Raw genomic sequence first — 25,513 nt, forward strand, 5'->3', positions numbered from 1 at the left:
TCGCTGCTTCTCTTACGGACCTTCCATGACAGCCCCAGCCGACCTCTCGCCCACCCTGCAACTCGCCTGCGACCTGATTCGTCGCCCATCGGTCACGCCGCTTGACGCTGACTGCCAGGCCGTGATGATGAAACGCCTGGGCGAGGCCGGTTTCATGCTGGAGCCGATGCGCATCGAGGATGTGGATAACTTCTGGGCGACCCACGGTACTCAGGACGGTCCGGTGTTGTGCTTCGCCGGTCACACCGATGTGGTGCCGACAGGGCCCGTGAAAGCCTGGCAGAACGACCCGTTCGACGCGCTGATCGATGAAAACGGCATGCTCTGTGGCCGTGGCGCGGCCGACATGAAAGGCAGCCTGGCCTCGATGATCATCGCCACCGAGCGCTTCGTCGCCGAGTACCCGAATCACAAGGGCAAGATCGCGTATCTGATCACCAGCGATGAAGAAGGCCCGGCCCATCACGGCACAAAAGCGGTGGTCGAGCGTCTGGCGGCGCGCAAGGAGCGTCTGGACTGGTGCATCGTCGGCGAGCCTTCGAGCACAACCCTGGTCGGTGACGTGGTGAAGAACGGGCGCCGTGGGTCTCTGGGCGCCACCCTGACAGTCAAAGGTGTCCAGGGCCATGTGGCTTACCCGCATCTGGCGAAGAACCCGATTCACCTGGCCTCCCCAGCGCTGGCCGAGCTGGCCGCCGAACACTGGGACGAAGGCAATGCATTCTTTCCGCCGACCAGCTTCCAGATCTCCAACCTGAATTCCGGCACCGGCGCCACCAACGTCATTCCGGGTGATCTGACAGCGGTGTTCAACTTCCGCTTCTCCACCGAATCCACTGTTGAAGGCCTGCAGAAGCGCGTCGCCGACATCCTCGACAAGCACGGGCTGGACTGGCATGTGGAATGGGCGCTGTCGGGCCTGCCATTCCTGACTGAACCGGGCGCGCTGCTCGACGCGGTATCAGCCAGCATCAGGCACGTCACCGGCCGCGAAACCAAGGCTTCCACCAGCGGCGGTACTTCGGATGGTCGTTTCATCGCAACCCTGGGCACACAAGTGGTCGAGCTTGGCCCGGTCAATGCCACGATTCACCAAGTCAATGAGCGAATTCTGGCCAGCGATCTCGACGTGTTGACCGAGATCTACTACCAGACGCTGGTCAAGTTGCTCGCCTGATGCTGACCTGCCCGATCTGCTCAGCCCCGCTCGACGCAGCGGACAACGGTGTGGTGTGCCCGGTGGGCCACCGCTTCGACCGCGCCCGTCAGGGTTACCTGAACCTGCTGCCGGTGCAGCACAAGAACAGCCGCGACCCTGGCGACAATCAGGCGATGGTCGAGGCACGCCGGGACTTTCTCAATGCCGGGCATTACGCCCCGGTGGCAAAGCGTCTGGCCGAACTCGCCGCCGAACGTACTCCTGCGCACTGGCTGGATATCGGTTGTGGCGAGGGTTATTACACCGCGCAGATCGCCCAGGCCCTGCCCCACGCTGACGGTTACGCGCTGGATATCTCCCGCGAAGCGGTCAAGCGTGCCTGCAAACGCAATCCGCAATTGACCTGGTTGATCGCCAGCATGGCCCGCGTGCCGCTGCCGGACGCCAGCATCCAGTTCATCGCCAGCGTGTTCAGCCCGCTGGACTGGGCCGAGGCCAGGCGCTTGCTTTCCCCCGGCGGAGGCCTGATGCGCGTCGGCCCGACCAACGAGCACCTGATGGAATTGCGTCAGTGCCTGTACGACGAAGTTCGTGATTACGCTGACGACAAGCATCTGGCACTGGTCCCGGAAGGCATGACCTTGCAACACAGCGAAACACTGCGCTTCAAGCTGACGCTGGTCGACGGCCAGGCCCGCGCCAATCTGCTGGCTATGACACCCCACGGCTGGCGCGCCAGTGCCGAACGCAGGACAAAGGTCATCGAACAGGCAGAGCCGTTCGAGACCACGGTGTCGATGCGCTACGATTATTTCGTTGTGCAGTGACCGCTCAGACTTACAACGACTGAATCCGCGAATGGATTTTCCAGAACACTCAAGAGGCATCCATGCGCCAACCCGATATCGAGATCTANGCCGACATCGGTCCCTGCAGCGAATGGGTACAGAAAGGCCAGACATGGAAGTGCACCGCCGGGAACATTCCGGTCACCTGGATTCCCAAGGCCGTGGGCAAGTGGAACAGCCTGTGTCTGGACAGCGACCAGACCCCGTGGGAAGACGACATCGCCTGCGCCCGCGCCGCCTTCGCCGCCATGAACGTCGAAGTCCGCTGTGCGCCGGGCACCTGGGTCGAGGAAGAAAGCGACGAAGACGCTGATCGCTGGATTCGCATCAGTGCCGACGGTGAGGAAGAGATTACCTGGCGTACGTCGTAATACCCGACACCCAAACCTCGTAGCAGCACGGCTTGCCGGCGGGGGCGCACTCAAGATCGCCCCCGCGGGCAAGCCCGGCTGCAACGGATCGGTACTCCGCTCCCCTCTCGCTTTGCCCATCCCCGCCATATCCGGCAAACTGGCCGCTTCGTGGGCGTTGTCCCCCTAGCGCAGAATTCGTATGACCCGTTCCCCGTTTCGCCGTCTCGTATTCGGCACCGTGCGTCGCCTGCTGTACCTGTGGGTGCGCTCGGAGACAATCAATCAATCGTCGTTCACCCTCAATCTGGATCGCAGCCGCCCGGTGTTCTATGCGCTGCAGAATCCCTCCCTTAGCGATCTCGCGGTCCTGGACACCGAATGCCGCAAGGCCGGCCTTCCACGCCCCGTACTGCCGGTGGTCGTCGGTGATCTGGCAGAGCCTGCCGCCTTCTTCTACCTGACTCCGGAACCCGACTGGCTAGGCCGCCAGGACAAACGGGGCGCACCGCCCACCCTTGAACGTCTGGTCGGCGCTGTCACTCAGAACGCCGCCGAAGATGCGCAGATCATCCCGGTGAGCGTGTTCTGGGGGCAATCGCCGGACAAGGAAGACAGCCCGTGGAAACTGCTGTTCGCCGACAGTTGGGCCGTCACCGGGCGGCTGCGCCGATTCGTCACCATCCTGATTCTCGGTCGCAAAACCCGCGTGCAGTTTTCCGCGCCGATTCACTTGCGTGAGCTGGTCGACGAGAACAAGGGTTACGAGCGTACCGTACGCATGGCTCAGCGTCTGCTGCGGGTGCATTTCCGCAATCTGAAGGCCGCCACCATCGGCCCGGACCTGTCACACCGGCGCAATCTGGTGAAGGGACTTCTCGCCGATCCGCTGGTGAAGCAGGCCATTCTCGACGAAGCGGCCCGAGAGAAAATCCCCGAAGCCAAGGCCCGAGAAAAGGCCCTGCACTATGGCAACGAGATTGCCTCGGATTACACCTACACCGCGATCCGATTTCTGGAAGTGGTGCTGAGCTGGTTCTGGAACAAGATCTACGACGGGATCAAAGTCAGCCACCTCGAAGGGGTGCAGAACGTCGCACAGGGCAACGAAATCATCTATGTGCCCTGCCATCGCAGTCACATCGATTATCTGCTGCTGTCCTATCTGCTGTTCCGCAACGGCCTGACACCGCCGCATATCGCCGCCGGCATCAATCTCAACATGCCGGTGATCGGCAGCCTGCTGCGCCGGGGCGGTGCGTTCTTCATGCGCCGCACTTTCAAGGGCAACCCGCTCTACACAGCAGTGTTCAACGAGTACCTGCACACGTTGTTCACCAAGGGTTTCCCTGTGGAGTACTTCGTCGAAGGCGGACGCTCGCGCACCGGTCGCATGCTGCAACCCAAGACCGGCATGCTCGCCATCACCCTGCGCAGTTTCCTGCGCAATTCACGCACGCCCATCGTTTTCGTGCCGGTGTATATCGGGTACGAGCGCGTGCTGGAGGGTCGTACCTATCTGGGCGAGTTGCGCGGCGCAGCGAAGAAGAAGGAATCGATCTTCGACATCTTCAAGGTCATCGGGGCGCTCAAGCAACGCTTCGGCCAGGTCTCGGTCAACTTCGGTGAGCCGATCAAACTCGCGGACTTCCTCGACCATGAGCAACCGGACTGGCGCGCACAGGCGCTGGGCCCGGTATTCAAACCGGCGTGGCTCAACGAGACCACCCACCGGCTAGGCGAACGGGTTGCCCGAAACCTGAACGAAGCGGCGGCGATCAACCCGGTGAACCTGGTGGCGCTGGCACTGCTGTCCACACCCAAGCATGCGCTTGACGATCAGGCCCTGGCGCGGGTGCTGGACCTTTATCTGACCCTGCTGCGCAGCGTGCCCTACTCGCCGCACACCACGTTGCCGGAAGGCGATGGCCGTGCGTTGATCGAGCACGTGAAAGGCATGGACTTGTTGTCCGAGCAGAAAGATGCGCTGGGCAAGATTTTGTATCTGGACGAGCAGAATGCCGTTCTGATGACCTATTACCGCAACAACGTGCTGCATATTTTCGCGCTGCCGTCGTTGTTGGCGAGTTTCTTCCAGAGTTCCTCGCGCATGAGCCGCGACCAGATCCTGCGTTATGCCAGGGCGCTGTACCCGTATCTGCAATCGGAGCTGTTCATTCGCTGGTCACTGGACGAACTCGATGCGGTGATCGACCAATGGCTGGCGGCGCTCGTCGAACACGGCCTGCTGCGCTTCGAGAACGACGTCTTTCTGCGTCCGGCACCCAGCTCGCGCCAGTTCGTGCTGTTGACGCTGCTGTCGCGGGCCATTGCCCAGACCTTGCAGCGCTTCTACATGTCGATTTCGCTGCTGCTCAACAGCGGCCAACACACCCTCACCGCGGAAGAGCTGGAAGACCTGTGCACGATCATGGCTCAGCGCCTGTCGATCCTGCATGGCTTGAATGCACCGGAATTTTTCGACAAGAGCCTGTTCCGCCACTTCATTCAAACGCTGCTGGATCAGGGTGTGCTGCGCAAGGACGACAACGGCAAGCTGGGGTATCACGAGCTGTTAGGCGAACTGGCTGAAGGCGCGGCCAAGCGGGTTTTACCTGCCGAAATACGTTTATCGATTCGCCAGGTGGCACTGCATCGCAATGAAGAGGTCGTAGAGACGGGCCCGAATGCCTGACTCCCATAGTTGCAGGAGTCAGCTAGCTTGCGATGGGACCTGGCTGACATTACAGCGGGCACTGACGCACCGCGATCCCGGGCAAGCTCACTCCTGCAGCTGACGCCTCATGCATCCCGGACCTGAACACGGTCCGACAAGGAGACACACGATGAAACACATACTGCTGACCCTCATGACCACGGTCCTCGCCGCCTGCGCCCACGCCCCGGACAACACGCCCGGCACCGTCGATGGCGAGGTGTTCTACTTGCAACGCATGGCCCTGCCGCCAACCGCCACCTTGCAAGTCACCCTGCAGAACGTATCGTTGGCCGACGCGCCTGCCCAAACCCTCGCCAGTCAGAAAGGCCCGATCAAGGGCCAGGTTCCGCTGCCCTTTCACCTGACCTACGATCAGAAGCAGGTCAAGCCGGGCCATACCTATTCGGTCAGTGCGCGAATCGAAGTCGATGGCGAACTCCTGATGATCAGCACCGAACGCTACACCGTGGACCTGACGCTGGAAGAAAAACCGCCAGTCAAGATTCGTTTGAACCCGGCGCGCTAGCCCCTGATTTTTCTATTTCCGCATAAGGACGTTATCCATGCTGCTTCGCTCTCTCTCGTTCACCGGCCTGTGTGCTGGCCTGCTGCTGTCGGCCAGTGCCTTCGCGTTGTCGCTGAACGACCTGTCGCAATCGGACGCCACGGGCGGTATGAAGGATGCCCTGACACAGGGCGCCCAGATCGCGGTCAAGCAGTTGGGCGTGCCTGGAGGCTTCAGCAACAACAAGGACGTACGCATCGAACTGCCAGGCAAACTCGGCAAGGTCGCGAGCAAGATGAAGCAGTTCGGCATGGGTGCGCAGGTGGACCAACTGGAAACCAGCATGAACCAGGCAGCCGAAGCTGCGGTGCCACAGGCCCAGGCGCTGCTGGTCGACGCGGTGAAGAAGATGAGCGTGTCTGACGCCAAGGGCATTCTGACTGGCGGCAAGGACTCTGCCACCGAGTACCTGAACAAATCCAGCCGCGAGCAGATCCGCGCCAGGTTCCTGCCCATCGTCAAACAGGCCACCGACAAGGTTGGCCTTGCACAGAAATACAACGCTTTCGCAGGGCAAGCGGCAGCCCTTGGCGTGGTCGACGCGAAGGACGCGAACGTCGAAGGTTACGTCACCGAAAAAGCCCTCGATGGCCTGTTCGAAATGATCGCCAAACAGGAAGAAAGCATCCGCGCCAACCCGGCCGCCGCGGCGACAAGCCTGGCGAAGAAGGTGTTTGGGGCGCTGTAATCCATCGCCGTTCACCTGAAACGAAAAAGCCCCGGCGCTGTTAGGCGTCGGGGCTTTTTATCAGGGCCATGGCCTGGAAGTCAGATGTGCAGCCAGGCCACGAGGCCAAGCAACACTGGCAACCAACCCCGCCTATTGCTCATGGAACATCTGACGAAGTGTCAGCCGGTCGCGCAGTGTGAACACCCACTCTCGGCCTACCTTGTTTTTTTCAAGGGCACCCTGCGCCGCCAGACCATTCAACGCAGCTGACGCCGTGTTGTAAGAGCACTCAAGGTTCTCCTTGACGTTGACCGCAGTGAACTCCTTGTCAATGCCGTTGAGCGCGACCTGGAATATGGCTTTCTGTTTATCGGTAAGCTTTTCGAACATCGTTGACTGTTCCAGCCAACGATCAAAACTCAAAGCGTCGGACACCGTCTGTTTGTAGGTGGTCAGGAAATCGCTGACCGCCCTCATGACAATTGAACACTGATAGTCGATGAAGTAGGTCAGATCCATTTCGTCCATCTCACTGTGCAGATACGACCTTCCATATTTGATTGGCGCGTTACGCAACAGAACGCTTATCGCGATGTAGCGAAAGGCAGAGAAGCCATGACGGAACAAATGCCAGTAGAAAAGCGCACGTGCGACTCGGCCGTTGCCATCTCGAAACGGGTGCTCGTACCCCACCGCGAAATGCAGACCGATGGCCTTGATCAGCGGGTGAAGATAGTCAGCGTGCTCCAGGTCATGATGCGGCGTGTTGATCCAGTCAGCCAACCGCTGCAACCGGTCCTTCAGGCCCACGGCCGGAGGCGGTACATGAACCGTGTTGCCGTCACCGTCCTGCACCACTACGTCATCGTTCAGCCGGAAAATGCCGGGGGAGTACTTGCTGTCGTCAATCCCGCCGACACCTACGGCGTACAGTTCAGCAATGAGTTCGACACTCAGTGGCACCGTGCGCTTCTCCCACGCGAACTGCATCAGTCTGAAATTGCCTATGATCATACGCTCGTCAGGTGTGCGCGGTTGGCGATTGCGTTTGAGCATGTCCTTGGCAACTTTGGTCGTCGTCGCAGCGCCCTCCAACTGGCTGCTGCTGATGGCTTCGTCTTCGATCAGGTCATTGAGCAGATAGTGAAAATGGGCGTTCTCGCCGATGTGGCTGCTGATGTGCTCCAGGGCGGCCATGGTCGTGTGACGGTCAACGCACGTAATCGCTCGCTGCGCCAGAGGCGTCAGCAGATAGGTGCAGCGGAACGTCGGGCCCTCTGAAATCAGAATCGTCGACTGCTGAGCCGAACGCGCCGACTTGACCAGACTCCAGCAGATGCGCGGATCGAGTTCAGGTGGCCAGCGGTGGCGCAGTTGGTCGTAAGGGAGATAGCGCCCGTGCTGATCCAGCGGCGTATGCAGCGCCAGATAGCGCGCGGGGTCTTGCCAGAAACGGTTATCTGCAGACTGGCGGAACACGTCGCATGGCGGCAGGGGCCGTGGTGGTGGTTTGATCATGCCTGTCTCAGTTTTGGTGATTACTGAGACACCAATACACCAGCGGACGAGACATGTCTCAACATTATCCAATTTTGAGACATGGCTCGAAGCCTACAGCGCCTCCTCTTTCTTCACCTTGAACCACGCCGCATACAGCGCCGGCAAAAACAGCAACGTCAGTGCCGTGGCGACGATGAGGCCGCCCATGATCGCCACCGCCATCGGCCCGAAGAACACGCTGCGCGACAGTGGGATCATCGCCAGCACCGCCGCGAGTGCCGTCAGCACGATCGGGCGGAAGCGTCGCACGGTCGCCTCGATGATCGCCTGCCAGCGATCCAGTCCCGCAGCGATATCCTGTTCGATCTGGTCCACGAGAATCACCGAATTGCGCATGATCATGCCCGATAGCGCGATGGTGCCGAGCATGGCGACGAAGCCGAAAGGCTGACGAAAAATCAGCAGGAACAGGGTCACGCCGATCAGCCCCAAGGGCGCGGTGAGAAACACCATGAAGGTGCGCGAAAAGCTGCGCAGCTGGATCATCAGCAAGGTCAACACAACGACAATGAACAGCGGCACGCCTGCGTTCACCGAGTTCTGTCCTCGGGTCGAGTCTTCCACGGTCCCGCCGACTTCCAGCAGGTAGCCGTCCGGCAACTCGGCGCGCACACCGTCCAGCGTCGGGAGAATCTGATTGACCAGCGTGGCCGGTTGTTCCTTGCCATAGATATCGGCGCGAATGGTCACATTGGGCAAACGATTCCGGTGCCAGATGATGCCTTCCTCGAAACCGTATTCCAGTGTCGCGATCTGGGACAGTGCAACGCTGCTGCCATTGTCCGTGGGAATCGAAAGGCTGGCGAGCCCGCCCAGTTCATGCCGTTCCTGCTCAGTGCCGCGCAGGAGGATCTCGATCAGTTCATCATCCTCTCGATACTGGCTGACGCTGGAGCCGGTCAGTTGGCTTTGCAGGAAGCGCGACAAATCGGCAGTCGTCACACCCAACGCCCTGGCGCGGTCCTGATCGACGTTGAGGTAGACCACTTTGCTCGGCTCCTCCCAATCCAGGTGCACGTTGACCACATGGGGGTTTTCCCTGACCTTGGCTGCAACCTTGCGGGCCAGCGCACGCACTGCGTCGATGTGCTCGCCGGTGATCCTGAACTGCACCGGATAACCTACCGGAGGACCGTTTTCCAGACGCGTGACACGCGGTCGCAACGACGGAAATTGCTCGTCGAGCGTTTGAATCAGCCAGATACGCAATGCCTCCCGATCCTCGATGGTTTTTGCCAACACCACAAACTGCGCGAAACTGGCTGCGGGCAGTTGCTGGTCCAGCGGCAGGTAAAAGCGTGGGGACCCAGTGCCCACGTAAGCCACATAGTTTTCGACGCCGGCGTGGTCTTTGATCATGGCTTCCAGGCGCTTGACCTGCTCGGTGGTATTGCTCAGTGAGGCGCCCTCGGCAAGCTTCAGATCGACCATCAGCTCCAGTCGTCCCGACGCAGGAAAAAACTGCTGGGGCACAAAACGGAACATGGCAATCGACAACACGAACAGGGCGATGGTCAGGACGATGACCGTCTTGCGCCGCCGCACGCACCAGCCAACCAATCCCCGTACGCGCTTGTAGAACGGTGTGCCGTAAGGGTCTGGCGCATCAGGGCCTGAGCCGTGCCGAGCGGCGTGGATTTTCGCCAGATCCGGCAACAGGCGCTCGCCCAGATACGGCACGAACACCACCGCCGCCACCCACGAGGCCAGCAAGGCGATGGTCACCACCTGGAAAATCGAGCGCGTGTACTCACCCGTACTCGACTGCGCGGTCGCAATGGGCAGAAAGCCTGCCGCCGTGATGAGGGTGCCGGTGAGCATCGGGAGCGCGGTGCTGGTCCAGGCGAAACTCGCGGCCTTGAGCCGGTCGTAACCCTGTTCCATTTTGATTGCCATCATCTCCACGGCGATGATCGCGTCGTCCACCAACAGCCCCAGCGCCAACACCAGGGCACCGAGGGAAATCTTGTGCAGGCCGATGCCCAGGTAATACATGCAAGCGAATGTCATGGCCAGCACCAACGGAATCGCCAGCGCCACCACCATCCCGGTGCGCACACCCAGCGAGAAAAAGCTCACCAGCAGCACGATGCCCAGCGCTTCAGCGAGCACCTGGACGAACTCGCCGACGCTGGTTTTCACCGCCGCTGGCTGATCGGAGACCTTGCGCAGTTGCATCCCCGCCGGCAGGTTGTTCTGTAAGCGGGCGAACTCCCCTTCCAGCGCCTTGCCCAGCACGAGGATATCGCCGCCGTCCTTCATCGCCACCGCAAGGCCGATTGCGTCTTCGCCCATGAAACGCATGCGCGGCGCGGGAGGGTCGTTGAAACCTCGACGTACGTCCGCCAGATCGCTGATCCGGAAAGTGCGGTCGCCGACGCGAATGGGGAAAGCACGAATCTGGTCGACCGTTTGAAAACGTCCCGTGACGCGAAGCTGAACGCGTTCGCTGGGCGTCTCGAAGAAGCTCGCGGCCACCACGGCGTTCTGTGCTTCCAGCGCCTGCTGCACAGCTTGCAGAGGCAGTCCGAGCGTGGCGAGCTTGACGTTGGACAGCTCGATCCAGATCTTCTCGTCCTGCAGGCCCAACAGCTCGACCTTGCCGACGTCCTTCACTCGCTGGAGCTGAATCTGGATGCGGTCGGCGTAGTCCTTGAGCACGGCATAGTCGAACCCTTCGCCGGTCAGCGCGTAGATATTGCCAAAGGTGGTGCCGAACTCATCGTTGAAGAATGGACCCTGCACACCAACGGGAAGCGTCTGACGAATGTCGCCGATCTTCTTGCGGATCTGATACCAGAGTTCCGGCAGCCTGGCGGACACCAGGGAATCGCGTGCGATGAACGTCACCTGAGATTCACCGGGTCGTGAGAACGAGACGATGCGCTCGTAATCACCGGTCTCCATCAGCTTCTTTTCGATGCGATCGGTGACCTGCCGCGCCACCTCTTCAGCGCTGGCGCCCGGCCATAGCGTGCGGATGACCATGGCTTTGAAGGTAAAGGGCGGGTCTTCGCTTTGCCCCAACTTGGTGTAGGACAGCGCGCCAATGACGGCCAGCAGAATCATCAAGTACAGGACCATCTGCCGATTGCGCAGGGCCCATTCGGAAAGGTTGAAACGCATCGGTCCTACTCCTTAACCGCCAGTTTCACCGCCCGATTGCTGCGATCGACCGGACGAACCTGCTCGCCCTCACGCAGCACATGAACACCTGCGGCCACCACCCAGTCGCTGGCTTGCAGACCGCTGAGCACCGGCACCGACTCCTGACCGTATGCGCCGATCTGGACCGGCGTGCGCTTGAGCGTGTTGTCGCTTTGCAGACGCCAGACGTAAGTGGCGCCGTTCTCGGCCGTTACGGCGGAAAGCGGCACCGACAGCGGTACGCTGTGCTCAGAGGCAATGAACACTCGGGCGCTCTGGCCGAGTTCGGCGGGCACCTTGCCGCCTGCGAAGGCAATGCGTGCAGCAAAGGTACGTGAGCGAGGATCGGCGGCGGGGGACAGTTCACGGATGCGACCCGCAAAGCGCTGCTCGCGTTGCGTCCACAGCTCGACCGACACCGGGTCGCCAATCTTGAAGCGCCCGTAATTCTGCTCCGGGAGGCTGATCGACACTTCACGCTCACCATCGGCGGCGAGGGTGAAAACGGTTTGTCCGGCAGCGACCACTTGCCCCACTTCCACCAAGCGCTTGGCGACTACGCCGTCCTGCGACGCACGAAGCACGGCATAGCTGGTCTGATTGTCGGCGACCGTGAACTCTGCCTTGAGCTGCCTGAGACGAGCCTCACCGGCGCGATAGAGATTTTCGGCGTTGTCGTATTGGGATTTGCTGACCATCTGCCGTTCCATCAGCGTCTTGTAGCGATCACGTTCGGAGCGAACCATCTGCAGGTTCGCCTCGGCGGCAGCGACCTGTGCACGAGTGGCGTCCAGTTGAAGGCGTACATCCTGGGCATCGAGTTCGGCCAACGCCTGGTTGGCCTTGACCCGCTCCCCCTCCTCGACCAGGCGCTTGCTGACCTTGCCCGGAATACGAAATGCCAGGTCAGGCTCGAATCGCGCGCGAACTTCACCGGGGTAACTGTCCATGGATTGGGACGACGGCACCGGTTGCACTACCATGGCCGGACGCACGGTGCTCGGAACGGACACTTCCTGACCGCAACCCGCCAGTATCGAAACCAGGCTGATAGGCACGACGAGGAACAGGGCATCGCGAAACATGGTGAGGCACCTTGGCAAGAGAGCTTGGAATAATTGTACTGGCGAGTATATTAAAAATTACCGAACTGAACAGTCCACTAATGAAACGAATATGCCTGAAGATCATTTAAACGAAGCGCCCTCGCCTACCGGCCCGGGCCGCCCCAAGGATCTGGCCAAGCGTCAGGCCATTTTGGATGCGGCAAAAAACCTCTTTGTGCGCAATGGCTACGCCAGCACCAGCATGGACGCGGTCGCCGCTGAGGCCGGGGTTTCCAAGCTCACGGTTTACAGCCACTTCAATGACAAAGAGACGCTGTTTTCCTCGGCCGTCGTGGCGCGCTGCGAAGAGCAAGTTCCTGAACTGTTCGTGGACAGGGTGCCCAATGCGTCGGTTGAAAAAGTATTGCTGGGTATTGCGAGAGGGTTTCAAACGCTGATCAACAGCCCTGAGTCGCTGGATTTGCATCGGCTGATGATTGCGCTGGGAACTCAGGACACCCATCTGTCACAGGTGTTCTTCGAGGCGGGGCCCCAACGCATCCTTCATGAAATGGAGCGGTTTCTGACCGCAGTGAACGACACCGAAGGGCTGCATTTCGATTCGCCGGTCAGTGCTGCGGGGCACTTTTTGAGCCTGATCAAGGGCGTGTGCAATTTCCGCCTGCTGATCGGCAATGGAGAGCTGCCGGATGCCGAGTCGGGTGAGCGACACGTTCAAGAGGTGGTGGGGTTGTTTTTGAAGGCTTACAAAGCTGACGGCGGCCAATGATCATTGTGGCAGCCGGCTTGCTGGCTCCCACTGGCCAACATACGGCCGGCCTTACGCCTTCAGCGCCTTCTTCGGATAAATGTCATACCGACTGGATTTGCCGTCCAGCGCGTAGCTGGGCTTTGCCCCTTCGATGCACGGCGCCTTGCGTGGGCGTTTGACCACCACGCGGTGGGTCGCCAGCGCCAACGCAGCTTCAAGCAACGCCGGGGCGTCCATGTCGTCGCCCACCAAGGGCCGGAACAGGCGCATTTCCTTCTTCACCAGCGCGGTTTTCTCGCGATGGGGGAACATCGGATCAAGGTAAATGACCTGCGGCGGTTCGCCTTCCCACTGGCGAATCAGTTCGATGGAGTTGCCGGTCAGCAGCCGCATCTGACCGATGATTGGACCGACATCCAGATCCTGAGCACCACGCGCCAGGCCGTCCTCAAGCAGCGCCGCGATGATCGGCTGGCGCTCGATCAGGCTCATTTCGCAACCCAGGCTCGCCAGCACGAAGGCGTCTTTGCCCAGCCCCGCCGTAGCGTCGAGAACACGGGGACGAACACCGGGCGCTATGCCGACGGCCTTGGCGATCATCTGCCCACTGCCACCGCCGAACAACCTTCTGTGTGCCGCTTTGCCTTCGACGAAATCCACTCGCACAGGGCCCGGGACGTCATCCCCCAACTGTTGTAGCTGCAAGCCATCATCGCTCACTTGCAGGGCGAAATCCGCCTCGGCATCCTCCAGCGGCAGGCCCAGACGCTCGGCCCATTGCGCGGCTTTTTGCTGGCCGTCGGCAGTCAAGGTTTCGACCCGGATGCGGCTACCCGCCTGTTGCTCGCTCATCGTTTCCACACGCTCAAAATTTCTTAATGATTGGCAACATCTGCCGATAACGAAAGTATCCGGCATTTTGCCAGACCCACGGCATGTACTGAGCGCTTATGTCAGACATTCAGCAAACATCCTCGATAGGCTATTTGACGTACGCAGGTGACTACAGCGTACGCAATACCGAAACCCTGAGCGGCGTCACGCAGCTCTGGCAGGACGCGTTTGCCCGTGCGATGGCTCAGCAGGTCGATGACAACGCTGGCACCATACCTGAATACAGCGCAGCGGTAGCGACGGACAGCATGACCGGCGAGCCTGTCGCTGGCGCCCAGACGCTGGGCAAGATCGTCGAGCAGCGCGAATGCCCGGTTCAGGACAAGGAAATCGCTCCGCCTGAGCCACTGTTCCTGCCGATTGCCGAATTCGAATGGGATCTGGCCAAACCCGCCGAGCCGTTCAGCGCCGCCGAGATGATTGAGCAGCAGCGCAACCTGGAAATCGACAGCAGTTGGGTGCGTCCAACCGTGCTCAACCCTTATGACGACAGCGTCGATCCGGGGCCAGGGCCTCAGCCTCGCCCTCTGTTCCTGCCGATCGCCGAGTTCGAATGGGACCTGGCCGACAAGCCTGCCACGCCTTACAGCGCCGAAGAGATGACCGAACAACAGCGCCATCTGGCGTTCGACAATGGCTGGGCCAGGCCAATCGTCTTGCAGAATCTGCGTATCGCGGCTTAATCAGCACTGACTGTCTATTGTAGGAGCGCGCTTGCCCCCGATGGCTGTGGATCTGCCTCCTCATGCGGTGACTGACGAGACGCCATCGCGGGCAAGCGCGCTCCTACAGGTTTGGGGCCGTTAACTATCGACACACCCGCCAGCGCCCCATGTCCACATGGAAATGATTTCGGTGGGCCGCGTTGTAGTCCGGCCCGAGCACCGTATTGAATTGCCTGCAGGCCCCATCCCTGACGAGCTTCAGAAACCTCCCGTCATCGCCGTCATCCTTCCAGTCCTTGAGCACTGAAATCCGACGCCCGTCTGCAAGACGAAAGCCTGCGATGTCCAGCGCATTGGCCGAAGCGTGCTGACTGAGGCGTCCCTCGCTGCGGTTATAGACGTTGCGACAGGCAAAGCTGCCCAGATGATCGATCTGTGTGACCTTCTGCCCGAACACCTCCTGCGCCGCTGGCTGAAGCGCGTGGATATCGAACAGCGCGTAGGCCACGGCGAGCGGGCAACTGGACAGGAAGCTGCTGCTCAACGCAACCGCCCCGCCTTGAATACGCAGCGTGTTGGTCAACGGGCATTTTGCGTCCGGACCGCTGTCCGCCTGGTGGGCGTAACGCAGGGTCGAGGTTTGCAGGGCCTGATCACAGAGTGACGGATCATTCTGCAGACGCGAGAGTTTGTAGGCGGTCAGCAGGTTGGGCGCTTCGCGCACGTCCAGCGGCGCCCACGGATTCCAGCGACCCGGTACCTCGATCCAGCCACGCCAAACCGAAACGGCAATCCCGGCGCAGATCAGCAGCAGAAGAAGGATAAAGGTAGAACCGCGCATGAAGGTTTCCGCTCACTGGAAGGCGTCCACCTATCGACCTCACAAGAGCCCGAGTTGCTCCACTTCTGGCCCGCGATCGAGCTCGGGCAGTTCAGGCAGCCCCGGCAGCAGTTTCATCAACTGCGTATGGAAACGTCGTGCAAGGTCCGGCGCCTGGATGTTGTCCGGCGTGTGCAGAAAGACATAGGGTGTGCGCCCCTCGTCGATCCAGCCAGCGACTTTCTGCGCCCACTGTTCGACGAAGCTGTCGTTGGCGTCCAGCTCTGGACGCCCGATGAAGCGCACCTGCGGAAACTGGGTGAGTGCGGCTGGACGGGGCGGCACTTTCGGCTTCTTCGATTGCGCATGAAGGACTGCCGGATCGCGAGAAATGCAGCTGAACAACGGTCTTGAGTCCAGGCAGATGCGTTCTGCACCACGGTCCAGCAACAGACGATTGAGCATTCGCTCTTCCTCGCCTTTGTTGAAGAACGCGATGTTGCGCACTTCGACCGCTACTGCTCTTCCTTCCAGCGCATCGATAAACGTCGCCAGCTCGCCCAGCCGACTGGGTGTGAATGTCGCCGGGAGTTGCAGCCACAGCGGTTGAACGCGCGCGCCGAGCGGAGCGAGCAGTTGCAGGAAGTTTTCGGCGGCGATCAGGTGCTCGCGCAGATCCCCGGCGTGTGTGATGTCGCCGGGAAACTTGGCGGTAAACCGAAAGTGCTCGGGAAGGACCTGCGCCCAACGCTGCACCGTGGTGTCCTTGGGGCTGGCATAAAAGGTGGTGTTGCCTTCGACGGCATTGAAGACTTGAGCGTAGAGCTCGAGAAAATCAGTGCTGCGTGCGTCGGGCGGGTACAGCGACTGACGCCAGGCGTTTTCACTCCAGGACGGGCAACCGATGTAGTAAGGCGGGTTGGCGACGTTCAAACGTGAAGATCGAGCCCCGAGACTTCAAGATCCCAGTCGACGAACGTGGATGTCGTCAGATAGCTGCTCAACGCGTGAGCCACACGAGTACTTACGGCGCGAGGGAAAATGATGTCTTGCTGACGCGCAGGCACGTTCGCCGTGCTGCCGGTCTGCCGCCGAGCTGATTGAGGGACTGCTTCAACGTCATCGATCACCTCTTCGGAAGCATGATCAATCGTCGCAGAGCCTTTACGAGGCTTGCGCTTTATCGGGTACGAACGTTGTGAAGGACCATTAATCCGCATCGATGCTTACTCGGCGTCTTGTAGTGGCAATTTAGTCTCACGCTGCGCACTTAAGCAAATACGCGAACGATAACTAGACCACAGTTATTGCAAAACGTTTAAAGCCAGCGGGCAGAAAATGCAGATTTGTCGCCGAACGGTAGTAATGGGTGTGACTTGCGTCGCAGATTGGGCGTGTGGGAAGTGCAGCGGTACTTCAGTAACTGGATCGACAGCGCCCACTAACGTGCCTTGGGAGTAGCCACCTTATCGCGCAGATAAACCGGCTGCGCATCATCGGCAACGATGGCCTCGCCGCGATGCCAGGCGAAGGTGCCCAGGGTCAACAAGTCTTGAGCGTGGGGCAGCATGCTGGCGTCCTGACCGGACAACATGACCGCAATGCGCTCGGCATAGCCCCAACCGGTGCCCGCACCGAACCACTCGCCCGAAGCGTCGCCCGGCAATGCGGCCTGCTCCGGCGGCATAACCGCTTCATCGCCCACCAGCCTCATTTCACCAGCGGTCTGGCGATAGCAACCCCAGTACACCTCGTCCATCCGCGCATCGATGGCTGCGGCAACCTGATTGACACCGTGCTCGCGATACGCACGCTGCGCCAACACTGCAAGATTGGACACCGGCAGCACCGGGCGGTCCAGACCGAACGCCAACCCCTGCACTACCCCGATGGCAATACGCACGCCGGTGAATGCACCCGGCCCACGACCGAAGGCAATAGCGTCCAGCGCTGACAGTCCAATGCCCGCCTCGGCCAGCAGGTCCTTGATCATGGGCAGGAGTTTCTGCGCGTGCAGGCGCGGGATCACCTCGTAGTGAGTCAGCACCTTGCCGTCATGCAGCAAAGCGACTGAGCAGGCTTCAGTGGCGGTGTCCAGGGCCAGCAAGGTCGTCATCGGGGGTTCCACGGTTATGCAAAAGAGTGAGGTGTAAGGAGTCGTACGCAAACGTGCGGCATTATAAACAACAACGGCCCGCAAGCGGGCCGTTGTTCACTGCGCTGATCGAAGGATCAGTCCAGTGCTGCGTTCACCTTGGCGGTGATGTCTTCAACGGAGCCGACGCCTGCAATGCTGCTGAACTTTGGCGTGCCGTCTTTGGCTTGCAGTTCCTGGTAGAACTTGACCAGCGGCTCGGTCTGCGCATGATAGACCGACAGGCGATGACGAACGGTTTCTTCAACATCGTCCTTGCGCTGGACGAGGTCTTCACCGGTTTCGTTGTCTTTGCCTTCAACCTTTGGCGGGTTGAAAACGGTGTGATAAACGCGACCCGAGCCTTCGTGCACACGACGGCCGGAAATACGCTTGACGATTTCTTCGTCGTCGACCTTGATCTCGACTACATGATCGATCGCCAGACCGGCATTCTTCAGCGCTTCAGCCTGAGGAATGGTGCGCGGGAAGCCGTCGAACAGACAACCGTTGGCGCAGTCCGGCTGCGACAGGCGATCCTTGATCAGGCCAATGATCAGGTCATCGGAAACCAGACCGCCACTGTCCATGACGCTCTTGGCTTTCAGACCCAGCTCGGTGCCCGCCTTGACCGCTGCGCGCAGCATGTCACCGGTGGAGATTTGTGGAATGCCGAATTTCTTGGTGATGAACGTTGCCTGAGTACCTTTACCGGCCCCGGGAGCTCCCAGCAGAATCACGCGCATTGTTGTGCTCCTCAATTTTTTATAGAGATTTCGTCGGATTCGCCTAAATGGGGCCAATCGCTAAAAATTTAACTGACCCAACGGCCAAAGGCTGATCAAGATACACAGCCGATTCATGCCGCACAAGACGCCAAAAGTCGCAGCAACCCGCGAAAAACCAGTAGCTTGCCAACGATCAATACTTTGGTAGAACCCCGCACCACTTTAGAGGGATGCGTCGTTGCCAATCCCCCACGCACCGCGAGATGAAGGCTTGCACCCTCATCTTCGCGGGATTTTTCACCTTAGCCGGTATTGCGCAAGCCGGCGGCAATGCCTGCGACAGACACCAGCAGCGCCTGTACCAAAGGACTGTCCAGACTGACCTCCTGACTGCGCGACCGCGCCAGCAGTTCGGCCTGCAATAGATGAAGAGGATCGAGGTAGGTATTGCGCAAGCTGATGAACTCCAGGGTTTCCGGACTGTGGGCCAGCAGTTGGGACTGGCCGGTCAGCCCGAGCACCACATCGCACGCCTGCGACAATAGGTCGCGCAAATGCGCCCCCAAATGCTGCAACCCCGGCTCGACCAGACGTTCGTCATAGAGCTGCGCGATATCGCTGTCGGCCTTGGCCAGGACCATCTCCAGCATGTCGATGCGTGTGCGGAAAAACGGCCATTGCTCGCGCATTTGCCCCAGCAGTTCACCCTGCCCTCGCGTCAGCGCCTTGCTCAATGCGTCTTCCCAGCCCAGCCAGGCCGGCAACATCAGACGCGTCTGGGTCCAGGCAAAGATCCACGGAATCGCCCGCAGGCTTTCGACGCCACCCTCTCGCCGTTTGGCCGGGCGACTGCCCAGCGGCAAACGGCCGAGCTCCTGTTCGGGCGTGGCCTGGCGGAAGTACTCCACGAACTCCGGGTTTTCCCGCACCACGGCACGGTAGGCGGTGACGCCGTCTGCCGCCAGTTCATCCATCATCGTGCGCCAGGCGGGTTCAGGCATCGGCGGCGGCTGGAGAGTCGCCTCCAGCACCGCCGCCAGATAAAGGTTGAGGTTTTGTTCGGCAATATCGGGAAGGCCGAACTTGAAGCGGATCATCTCGCCTTGCTCAGTGGTGCGGAAACGGCCGGCCACCGACCCTGGTGGTTGCGACAGAATCGCGGCGTGAGCGGGACCGCCGCCGCGTCCGACCGTACCGCCACGACCGTGAAACAGCAGCAGTTCGACTTGCTGCGCGCGGCAGATGTCCACCAGTTTTTCCTGTGCCCGATACTGCGCCCAGGCAGCCGCCGTGGTGCCTGCATCCTTGGCCGAATCGGAATAGCCGATCATCACCTCCTGGGGGCCATGCAGCCGCAGGCGGTATCCCGGCAAGCTGAGCAGGTGGTCGATCACCGGCCCGGCGTTGTCCAGATCCGCCAGGGTCTCGAACAGCGGCACCACGCGCATCGGACGTTGCAATCCGGCTTCCTTGAGCAGCAGTTGCACAGCCAATACGTCGGAGGCAGCACCCGCCATGGAAATCACATAAGAACCCAGCGAAGCAGCTGGCGCTGCGGCCACTTCCCGGCAGGTCGCCAGAACCTCGGCCGTATCAGCGGCGGGTTTGAAATGCGTTGGCAGCAGAGGTCGCTTGTTGCTCAATTCGCGCAGCAGGAAGTCGATGCGCGTCTCTTCATCCCATTCGTTGTAGTTTCCCAGACCCAGGTAATCGGTGATCTCGGTCATGGCCGAACTGTGCCGTGTGGAATCCTGACGCACATCGAGTTTGACCAGAAACAGGCCAAAGGTAACAGCGCGGCGCAGGCAATCGAGCAGCGGGCCATCGGCAATCACACCCATGCCGCACTCATGCAGCGACTGGAAACACAACTGCAACGGCTCCAGCAGATCGCGGTTGTTATGCAGCACGCCCTCGGGCGCTGGCTGAGTCACGCTCAACGACGCGTGGGCCCAGTTGCGCGTGGCTCGCAGGCGTTCGCGGAGTTTTTTCAGCACGCTGCGATAGGGCTCGGCGCTGTCTCCGGCGACAGCCATCAAGGCAGGGCTGGCCTGTTGCATGGAAAGCTCGGCGGCCAGTTGATCGACATCTCGCAGGTAAAGGTCCGCTGCCATCCAGCGCGCCAGCAACAACACTTCGCGAGTGACGGCAGCGGTCACGTTGGGGTTGCCGTCGCGGTCGCCGCCCATCCACGAAGCGAAGCGAATCGGCGCAGCTTCCAATGGCAAATGCAGACCGGTCGCAGCATGGAGGGCTTTGTCGGCCTTGCGCAGATAGTTGGGGATGGCCTGCCAGAGGGAGTTTTCGATGACCGCAAAACCCCATTTCGCCTCGTCCACTGGCGTGGGTCGAATGCGGCGGATCTCTTCGGTGTGCCACGCTTCGGCGATCAATCGCTGCAGACGCTCTGTTATCTGTTCGCGCTCCAGACGATTGAGGTCGCGATGATCGAGGGCCGCCAGTTGCGCGGCAATCGCGTCGTACTTCTGGATCAGGGTGCGGCGGGCAACCTCGGTGGGGTGCGCCGTCAGGACCAGTTCGATTTCCAGTTTGCCCAGTTGCCGGGCCAGAGCTTCTGGAGATTGCCCGGACTGCTTGAGGCGCTCCAGCAACTCAGGCAATACACGGGACTCGAACGGTTGCGGCTTGCTGTCATCACGGCGATGGATCAGTTGGTACTGCTCGGCGATGTTGGCAAGGTTGAGAAACTGGTTGAAGGCCCGCGCTACGGGCAACAATTCGTCCTCGCCCAAGCCCTCCAGATTGGAACTCAGCTGTTCGGTGCTTTGCGTGGTGCCGTGTCGTCCGGCCTTGGCGCTCTTGCGGATACGCTCGATCTTCTCGAGAAAATCAGCCCCGTGCTGATCGCGAATGGTGTTGCCCAACAGCTCACCCAGCAGGTGAACGTCCTCGCGCAATCGTGCATCGATATCAGCCATCCAGCCCTCTCCTTCAGCCTTATTTTTGTTCTGCCTTGAGTCAGTCCGATCACCCGAAACTGAACGCCCTTGTAAGTTTTGCCTCTATCTCTGTGTATAGAGCGACAAATTCATGCGCTTACGCAACCCTTTGCCTCACATCTGCCGGGAGCAAGCTAGTCTCATCAACGAACTCCAAGAGGGTTCGAAAAATCCGCCTGAGCCCGCCATCACGCGGGTGTACGAAGAGGTCTTTATGAAAATCCGTGAACTCGCGCAACAATGGGAACAGACCGCCAAGGGTCGTCTGACCAAGACCGGCTATGCGGTTCATCTGGATGTCGAGGCCGCGGCCCGGTTGGCTGCGCTTGCCGAAATGTACCCCAAACGCTCGCCGGAAGAATTGCTAGGGGAACTGATCGGCGCGGCGCTCGAAGAACTGGAAGCCAGTTTTCCTTACATCCAGGGGCAACATGTCGTCGCCACGGATGAGGAAGGGGATCCCCTCTACGAGGACGTCGGCCCGACACCCAGATTTCTCGCCCTGTCTCGCCGTTTTCTGCAGGATTTGTCCGATCAGCAGGACAGCCAGCAGCACTGATAACGACGTCGCGCCAGCATCTGAATGAGCTTGGCGCCGCCCCGTGGATGTGGGGCGGCGAGTCTCTTTTCGCGCCAATTTCACAGCGTCAAATTTACAACGCGTAACAAACCATCCAGTCAGGTGGACAAAAAACGCTGAACTATTCAAAAACCGCGTATGTCCGAGCAGTTAGCCATTACAGAAAAAGCCGACAAATGGCAGCGGAGATTGACCCCGTCATCTACCCGCCAGGCCGAAAACTGAAGTGGAAACAATCTAGTTTTCAGGAGTTTCGAAATGGAGTTGACCACCATGAACACCAGCACTGCCAAAACCACGTTCAAAGGCCTGCGCGGGCTTAAACTGGCCGCGCTGGCCTTGGGCACCAGCGTCCTGCTCGCCGGTTGCGCAGGCAATCCTCCAAGCGAGCAGTACGCGGTCACGCAATCTGCCGTGAATGCAGCAGTCACTGCAGGCGGCACCGAATACGCTGCCGTCGAAATGAAATCGGCCCAAGACAAATTCAAGCAAGCCGAACTTGCCATGCAGGAAAAGAAATACGACGAAGCCCGTAAATACGCCGAACAGGCTGAATGGGATGCGCGTGTAGCCGAGCGTAAAGCGCAGGCCGCCAAGGCACAGAAAGCGGTGCAGGACGCACGTCAGGGCGTCAACGAACTGCGTGAAGAAGGCATGCGCCAAGTCCAGCCGACTGGCCAGTAACCCTCCGCATTTCCTGCATTGCCATTGGATTTAAAGGACGAAACTATTATGCGTAAACAAGTACTTATCCCTGCCCTGCTGGCCCTGAGCGTTGGTCTGGCCGCTTGCTCTTCGCAACCTAACGTGAACCTGGAACAGGCCCGCACCAACTATTCCGCGCTGCAAAGCAATCCGAAAGCCACTGAGCTTGCCGCTCTGGAAACCAAGGACGCCAGCGAATGGCTGGACAAGGCAGACGCCGCGTTCCGCAACCATGACGACGAGAAGAAAGTCGATCAACTGGCCTACCTGACCAACCAGCGTGTTGAACTGGCCAAGCAGACCATCAATCTGAAGACCGCTGAAAACGACCTGAAAAACGCTTCTGCCCAACGTGCCCAGGCACGTCTGGATGCTCGCGATGCGCAGATCAAAGCGCTGCAGAACAGCCTGAACGCCAAGCAGACCGAGCGCGGCACCCTCGTCACTTTCGGTGATGTGCTGTTCGACCTGAACAAGGCGGAGCTTAAATCCAGCGGTCTGGTCAACGTCAACAAGCTGGCCCAGTTCCTTCAGGAAAACCCTGATCGCAAGGTGATCGTCGAGGGTTACACCGACAGCACCGGTTCGGCGAGCTATAACCAGTCGCTGTCCGAACGTCGTGCGAACTCGGTGCGCATGGCACTGGTGAAGATGGGCGTCAGCATGGACCGCGTCGTGTCTCAGGGTTATGGCAAGGAATACCCGGTCGCTGACAACGCCAGCGCTTCGGGCCGCGCCATGAACCGTCGTGTGGAAGTGACCATTTCCAACGATAACCAACCGGTCGCACCGCGCTCTTCGATGCAGTGATCGGCTATCAGCGGTGAGGCGACATGCCCGCCGCGTTGAAACAAAAGCCCTGTCTGTTTAATCAGATGGGGCTTTTTTGTGGGTGGGGTTTTTGGGGGAATGGATAGGGATTGGGTAAGGATCCGTTATTTGTGGTGGCGCTGATGTTTTTGGTTCTGGCTAACGCCAGATCTGTTTCGCCTTCGGCGAGTTACTTGGAAAAGCCCCAAGTAACCAAGGGCCTTTGCTCCTGGTTGGGTTCCTCCTTCGTCGGAATTCCCTCTCTCCGGCGACGCTCCGTGGGCCCGCCGCCATCCGCCATCCATGGCGGGGGGCGGCTCTCGCGGCATCCATGCCGCTCGGCCCACTCCACGCCGCCTGCGTTCAGCCTGCACCCAAGTCGCGATTTGTGGTGTCTGGACTATTGCGCATGAAGATCAAGGTCACCCGCACCCGCACCCGCACCCGCGACGAGCTGTGAGCATCGGACCTGTAGCAGTCCGGCTTGCCGGCGGTGACGTCTTCAAGATCGCCACCGCCGGCAAGCCGGACTGCTACAGGGAGCATCGAAAACCCCAGCCCGATCCCGCTCCTGCTTTTGCTTTTGCCTTTGCTTTTGCCTTTGCTTTTGCCTTTGCTTTTGCTTTTGCCTTTGCTTTTGCCTTTGCTTCTAAGCGCGCAATCGTCCAGACACCAGAAAATCGCGACTTGGGTGCAGGCCGAACGCAGGCGGCGCGCAGTGGGCCGAGCGGCATGGATGCCGCGAGAGCGCCGTAAGGACATGGATGTCCGTTCGGCGCGGGCCCACGGAGCGTCGCCGGAGGGAGGGAATTCCGACGAAGGAGGAACCCAACCAGGAGCAGGGACACTTGGTTACTTGGTGTCTTTTCAAGTAACTCGCCGAAGGCGAAACAGATCTGGCGTTAGCCAGAGCCAAAACATCAGCACCACCACCAATATCGGATAAACCCACAACTTCAGCTCCCCCAAAAAAAGCAGCCAGAACCTCACTGCACCTGTTGAGGCGTCTCTTGGCCCATGCACCTCACCGCCTGCTTGCGATCATTGACCAACACCCCGGTCAGCCCCTTCTGCTCGGTATCGAACAACACCATCACCCCCTCGACACACTGCGCCACCTGCGGTGCCGGTTCCAGCGCGACCTTGTAATCCTCCCCCGGGACCGTCTTGAGCATCGTGAACTGACTCAACTGCAACGCGTCTTCCGGCTTGGCAAAATGCAGATACCCGTAGTACCACAAGGTCCCTACCGTCAGAAAAATACAACCGATCCCGGTCAGAATCTGCGGGATCACGTTACGTTCGTCACTCATTGCGGACTCTCTGCCGGTGGGTGTTCCGATGGCGCAGAGGAAGGTTTCTTGCTCGCATCAGGATCAGGATAATTGGGCACCTCGGCCAAACGCCGCAGGCCATTGAAATGCAGGGGGTCGTCCAGATAGCGGACCATGACCTCCCGCCAGGTCGGGTCGCCGAAGGTCTGGACGTGAGGCCCGCGGGTCAGTTGCAACACCCGAGGCGGCGGTGCGGCCTGATACAGGCTGATGCCGTTGTACAGCGGGACCTGCGTATCGTCCAGGCTCTGGAACAGCAGCATCGGCGTGCCCTTGAGTTGCGCGATGCCGTTGATAGCGCTGTCGCGGTCGGGGATCACCCACGACAACGGTCGTTTGAAAGGCCATGTCAACCAGGACGTGCCGAGGGTATAGCGCGCCACTTCCCGGTAACTGGCCGGGACGCCGTCGAGCACCAGGGCCTTGACCCGCGAACGCTGTTGCGGGTGCTCGGCCAGGTAGTGCACGCCCAGGGCGCCGCCAATGCTCTGGCCCAAGACCACCACGGGCTTGCCTTGCACGTCGGGCGACTTGCTCAGCCAATCGAATGCTGCGTCGATGTCTTGGTAAATCGCCGGGAGGTTGGGGTCGCCCTCAGAGTGGCCGTAACCCCGATAGTCCAGCAGCAACACCTGATAGCCCTTCTCAGGAAGCCACCAACTGCCGCCAAGATGCCAGGCCATGTTGCCGCCGTTGCCATGCAGGTGCAGCACCGTTCCCTTGACTGGCACGCCCTCCTTTGCCGGCAGAAACCAGGCATTGAGCCGGGTGCCGTCGGCGGCGACGAGGGTGATGTCACGGTAGGCCAGATGGGCTTTTTCCGGGGTCAGCGGCACGTCGCGCTCAGGGTAGAACAGCAATTCGCTGCATCCAGAGAGCATCAGTAGCAGAAACAATGTGAGAAGAGGCTTCAAGCGATGTCCCTTTTCATTCGAGTTTTCCAGAACGTTACGACACTTGCAGGCGTGAGCTCGCGATGGCGGTACGGCAAACACCATCATTGATCGGGAAGAACGCATCGCAAGCAAGCTCACTCCTACAGATTGG

At 60.1% G+C, this 25,513-nt stretch carries 24 protein-coding genes and 1 pseudogene; 13 read left to right on the plus strand and 12 right to left on the minus strand.

Translation table 11 applies throughout. From position 1 onward, the window contains the following. The first annotated feature begins 25 nt into the window (after positions 1-25). From dapE to D3M70_RS09725, 6 genes and pseudogenes are all read left to right on the plus strand, one after another. Positions 26-1,177: a succinyl-diaminopimelate desuccinylase gene (gene dapE, locus D3M70_RS09700; protein ID WP_120125552.1), complete on the plus strand. Its 1,152-nt coding sequence runs from the start codon at positions 26-28 to the stop codon at positions 1,175-1,177. After that, positions 1,177-1,986: a putative RNA methyltransferase gene (locus D3M70_RS09705; RefSeq protein WP_120125553.1), complete on the plus strand. Its 810-nt coding sequence runs from the start codon at positions 1,177-1,179 to the stop codon at positions 1,984-1,986. Before dapE ends, D3M70_RS09705 begins: the two co-directional genes overlap by 1 nt. 89 nt (positions 1,987-2,075) lie before the next feature. Beyond that, positions 2,076-2,378 (plus strand): annotated as a pseudogene (locus D3M70_RS09710) (hypothetical protein); the annotation flags it as partial. Positions 2,379-2,559: 181 nt separating this feature from the next. Next, positions 2,560-5,052, plus strand: coding sequence for a glycerol-3-phosphate 1-O-acyltransferase PlsB (plsB, locus tag D3M70_RS09715; protein ID WP_120125554.1), 2,493 nt, complete (start codon positions 2,560-2,562; stop codon positions 5,050-5,052). Between the two features lie 151 nt (positions 5,053-5,203). Then, complete coding sequence (locus D3M70_RS09720; RefSeq protein WP_120125555.1) at positions 5,204-5,602, plus strand: YbaY family lipoprotein; 399 nt, start codon at positions 5,204-5,206, stop codon at positions 5,600-5,602. A 37-nt stretch (positions 5,603-5,639) separates the two neighbouring features. After that, positions 5,640-6,329, plus strand: a complete 690-nt coding sequence (locus D3M70_RS09725; protein WP_120125556.1) for a DUF4197 domain-containing protein — start codon at positions 5,640-5,642, stop codon at positions 6,327-6,329. A gap of 132 nt (positions 6,330-6,461) precedes the next feature. Here D3M70_RS09725 and D3M70_RS09730 read toward each other — a convergent pair whose 3' ends face one another. The 3 genes from D3M70_RS09730 to D3M70_RS09740 form a co-directional block, all read right to left on the minus strand. Then, on the minus strand, positions 6,462-7,829 hold the full coding sequence (locus tag D3M70_RS09730; protein ID WP_120125557.1) for a Fic family protein: 1,368 nt from the start codon (positions 7,827-7,829) through the stop codon (positions 6,462-6,464). Positions 7,830-7,922: 93 nt separating this feature from the next. Then, positions 7,923-10,997, minus strand: coding sequence for an efflux RND transporter permease subunit (locus tag D3M70_RS09735; RefSeq protein ID WP_120125558.1), 3,075 nt, complete (start codon positions 10,995-10,997; stop codon positions 7,923-7,925). Positions 10,998-11,002: 5 nt separating this feature from the next. Continuing rightward, positions 11,003-12,103 carry an efflux RND transporter periplasmic adaptor subunit gene (locus tag D3M70_RS09740; RefSeq protein ID WP_120125559.1) on the minus strand — a complete coding sequence of 367 codons (1,101 nt, stop codon included), beginning with the start codon at positions 12,101-12,103 and terminating at the stop codon, positions 11,003-11,005. 91 nt (positions 12,104-12,194) lie between these two features. Here D3M70_RS09740 and D3M70_RS09745 point away from each other — a divergent pair, with 91 nt between their 5' ends. Then, positions 12,195-12,854, plus strand: a complete 660-nt coding sequence (locus D3M70_RS09745) for a TetR/AcrR family transcriptional regulator (protein WP_120125560.1) — start codon at positions 12,195-12,197, stop codon at positions 12,852-12,854. Between the two features lie 51 nt (positions 12,855-12,905). On the opposite strand, the gene D3M70_RS09750 is transcribed toward D3M70_RS09745, so the two are convergent. Next, positions 12,906-13,688: a class I SAM-dependent methyltransferase gene (locus tag D3M70_RS09750; protein ID WP_120125561.1), complete on the minus strand. Its 783-nt coding sequence runs from the start codon at positions 13,686-13,688 to the stop codon at positions 12,906-12,908. Positions 13,689-13,786: 98 nt separating this feature from the next. Between D3M70_RS09750 and D3M70_RS09755 the strand changes: the two genes are divergently transcribed. Then, positions 13,787-14,413: an energy transducer TonB gene (locus D3M70_RS09755; protein ID WP_120125562.1), complete on the plus strand. Its 627-nt coding sequence runs from the start codon at positions 13,787-13,789 to the stop codon at positions 14,411-14,413. Positions 14,414-14,537: 124 nt separating this feature from the next. On the opposite strand, the gene D3M70_RS09760 is transcribed toward D3M70_RS09755, so the two are convergent. The 6 genes from D3M70_RS09760 to ppc all read right to left on the minus strand — a co-directional run bounded on the left by D3M70_RS09760 (position 14,538) and on the right by ppc (position 21,016). After that, positions 14,538-15,236: an extensin family protein gene (locus tag D3M70_RS09760; protein WP_120125563.1), complete on the minus strand. Its 699-nt coding sequence runs from the start codon at positions 15,234-15,236 to the stop codon at positions 14,538-14,540. A 39-nt stretch (positions 15,237-15,275) separates the two neighbouring features. Further along, complete coding sequence (locus tag D3M70_RS09765) at positions 15,276-16,148, minus strand: DUF72 domain-containing protein (RefSeq protein ID WP_120125564.1); 873 nt, start codon at positions 16,146-16,148, stop codon at positions 15,276-15,278. Next, the gene (locus tag D3M70_RS32975) at positions 16,145-16,435 is read right to left on the minus strand and encodes a hypothetical protein (RefSeq protein ID WP_120125565.1); all 291 of its coding nucleotides are present in this window, start codon (positions 16,433-16,435) and stop codon (positions 16,145-16,147) included. Before D3M70_RS32975 ends, D3M70_RS09765 begins: the two co-directional genes overlap by 4 nt. Before the next feature lie 221 nt (positions 16,436-16,656). Beyond that, entirely contained in the window at positions 16,657-17,331 is a 675-nt protein-coding gene (gene tsaB, locus D3M70_RS09775) for a tRNA (adenosine(37)-N6)-threonylcarbamoyltransferase complex dimerization subunit type 1 TsaB (protein ID WP_120125566.1), read from the minus strand. Between the two features lie 116 nt (positions 17,332-17,447). Beyond that, on the minus strand, positions 17,448-18,095 hold the full coding sequence (adk, locus tag D3M70_RS09780; protein ID WP_081565821.1) for an adenylate kinase: 648 nt from the start codon (positions 18,093-18,095) through the stop codon (positions 17,448-17,450). A 284-nt stretch (positions 18,096-18,379) separates the two neighbouring features. Beyond that, entirely contained in the window at positions 18,380-21,016 is a 2,637-nt protein-coding gene (gene ppc, locus D3M70_RS09785) for a phosphoenolpyruvate carboxylase (protein WP_120125567.1), read from the minus strand. A gap of 235 nt (positions 21,017-21,251) precedes the next feature. Here ppc and D3M70_RS09790 point away from each other — a divergent pair, with 235 nt between their 5' ends. The 5 genes from D3M70_RS09790 to D3M70_RS31915 all read left to right on the plus strand — a co-directional run bounded on the left by D3M70_RS09790 (position 21,252) and on the right by D3M70_RS31915 (position 23,888). Continuing rightward, the gene (locus tag D3M70_RS09790; RefSeq protein WP_120125568.1) at positions 21,252-21,596 is read left to right on the plus strand and encodes a pilin assembly protein; all 345 of its coding nucleotides are present in this window, start codon (positions 21,252-21,254) and stop codon (positions 21,594-21,596) included. Positions 21,597-21,875: 279 nt separating this feature from the next. Beyond that, entirely contained in the window at positions 21,876-22,301 is a 426-nt protein-coding gene (locus tag D3M70_RS09795) for a DUF4398 domain-containing protein (protein ID WP_120125569.1), read from the plus strand. Positions 22,302-22,349: 48 nt separating this feature from the next. Beyond that, positions 22,350-23,132, plus strand: coding sequence for an OmpA family protein (locus tag D3M70_RS09800; protein ID WP_120125570.1), 783 nt, complete (start codon positions 22,350-22,352; stop codon positions 23,130-23,132). A 331-nt stretch (positions 23,133-23,463) separates the two neighbouring features. Next, positions 23,464-23,592 (plus strand): hypothetical protein, encoded by a 129-nt coding sequence (locus D3M70_RS32980; RefSeq protein WP_256659783.1) that lies wholly within the window; start codon positions 23,464-23,466, stop codon positions 23,590-23,592. Beyond that, positions 23,589-23,888, plus strand: a complete 300-nt coding sequence (locus D3M70_RS31915; protein WP_165869768.1) for a hypothetical protein — start codon at positions 23,589-23,591, stop codon at positions 23,886-23,888. The genes D3M70_RS32980 and D3M70_RS31915 overlap by 4 nt, the downstream gene beginning before the upstream one ends. 230 nt (positions 23,889-24,118) lie before the next feature. Here the strand turns inward: D3M70_RS31915 and D3M70_RS09815 are convergent, their stop codons facing one another. Both D3M70_RS09815 and D3M70_RS09820 read right to left on the minus strand, forming a co-directional pair. Then, entirely contained in the window at positions 24,119-24,445 is a 327-nt protein-coding gene (locus tag D3M70_RS09815) for a hypothetical protein (RefSeq protein ID WP_081565816.1), read from the minus strand. Next, positions 24,442-25,347: an alpha/beta hydrolase gene (locus tag D3M70_RS09820; protein ID WP_120125733.1), complete on the minus strand. Its 906-nt coding sequence runs from the start codon at positions 25,345-25,347 to the stop codon at positions 24,442-24,444. Before D3M70_RS09820 ends, D3M70_RS09815 begins: the two co-directional genes overlap by 4 nt. Positions 25,348-25,513 lie beyond the last annotated feature (166 nt).

The organism is Pseudomonas sp. LS-2, assembly GCF_003605735.1.
Taxonomy (GTDB): domain Bacteria; phylum Pseudomonadota; class Gammaproteobacteria; order Pseudomonadales; family Pseudomonadaceae; genus Aquipseudomonas.

Coding starts and splice junctions, on each gene's coding strand:
- D3M70_RS09820 (WP_120125733.1), bottom strand. CDS start 25,347: ATGCTCTCTGGATGCAGCGAATTGCTGTTCTACCCTGAGCGCGACGTG.
- D3M70_RS32980 (WP_256659783.1), top strand. CDS start 23,464: ATGCCGCTCGGCCCACTCCACGCCGCCTGCGTTCAGCCTGCACCCAAG.
- plsB (WP_120125554.1), top strand. CDS start 2,560: ATGACCCGTTCCCCGTTTCGCCGTCTCGTATTCGGCACCGTGCGTCGC.
- D3M70_RS09760 (WP_120125563.1), bottom strand. CDS start 15,236: ATGCGCGGTTCTACCTTTATCCTTCTTCTGCTGCTGATCTGCGCCGGG.
- D3M70_RS09740 (WP_120125559.1), bottom strand. CDS start 12,103: ATGTTTCGCGATGCCCTGTTCCTCGTCGTGCCTATCAGCCTGGTTTCG.
- tsaB (WP_120125566.1), bottom strand. CDS start 17,331: ATGACGACCTTGCTGGCCCTGGACACCGCCACTGAAGCCTGCTCAGTC.
- D3M70_RS09790 (WP_120125568.1), top strand. CDS start 21,252: ATGAAAATCCGTGAACTCGCGCAACAATGGGAACAGACCGCCAAGGGT.
- D3M70_RS32975 (WP_120125565.1), bottom strand. CDS start 16,435: ATGCGGATTAATGGTCCTTCACAACGTTCGTACCCGATAAAGCGCAAG.
- D3M70_RS09730 (WP_120125557.1), bottom strand. CDS start 7,829: ATGATCAAACCACCACCACGGCCCCTGCCGCCATGCGACGTGTTCCGC.
- D3M70_RS09795 (WP_120125569.1), top strand. CDS start 21,876: ATGGAGTTGACCACCATGAACACCAGCACTGCCAAAACCACGTTCAAA.
- D3M70_RS09705 (WP_120125553.1), top strand. CDS start 1,177: ATGCTGACCTGCCCGATCTGCTCAGCCCCGCTCGACGCAGCGGACAAC.
- D3M70_RS09755 (WP_120125562.1), top strand. CDS start 13,787: ATGTCAGACATTCAGCAAACATCCTCGATAGGCTATTTGACGTACGCA.
- D3M70_RS09725 (WP_120125556.1), top strand. CDS start 5,640: ATGCTGCTTCGCTCTCTCTCGTTCACCGGCCTGTGTGCTGGCCTGCTG.
- ppc (WP_120125567.1), bottom strand. CDS start 21,016: ATGGCTGATATCGATGCACGATTGCGCGAGGACGTTCACCTGCTGGGT.
- D3M70_RS09800 (WP_120125570.1), top strand. CDS start 22,350: ATGCGTAAACAAGTACTTATCCCTGCCCTGCTGGCCCTGAGCGTTGGT.
- D3M70_RS09735 (WP_120125558.1), bottom strand. CDS start 10,997: ATGCGTTTCAACCTTTCCGAATGGGCCCTGCGCAATCGGCAGATGGTC.
- D3M70_RS09745 (WP_120125560.1), top strand. CDS start 12,195: ATGCCTGAAGATCATTTAAACGAAGCGCCCTCGCCTACCGGCCCGGGC.
- D3M70_RS09750 (WP_120125561.1), bottom strand. CDS start 13,688: ATGAGCGAGCAACAGGCGGGTAGCCGCATCCGGGTCGAAACCTTGACT.
- adk (WP_081565821.1), bottom strand. CDS start 18,095: ATGCGCGTGATTCTGCTGGGAGCTCCCGGGGCCGGTAAAGGTACTCAG.
- dapE (WP_120125552.1), top strand. CDS start 26: ATGACAGCCCCAGCCGACCTCTCGCCCACCCTGCAACTCGCCTGCGAC.
- D3M70_RS09815 (WP_081565816.1), bottom strand. CDS start 24,445: ATGAGTGACGAACGTAACGTGATCCCGCAGATTCTGACCGGGATCGGT.
- D3M70_RS09720 (WP_120125555.1), top strand. CDS start 5,204: ATGAAACACATACTGCTGACCCTCATGACCACGGTCCTCGCCGCCTGC.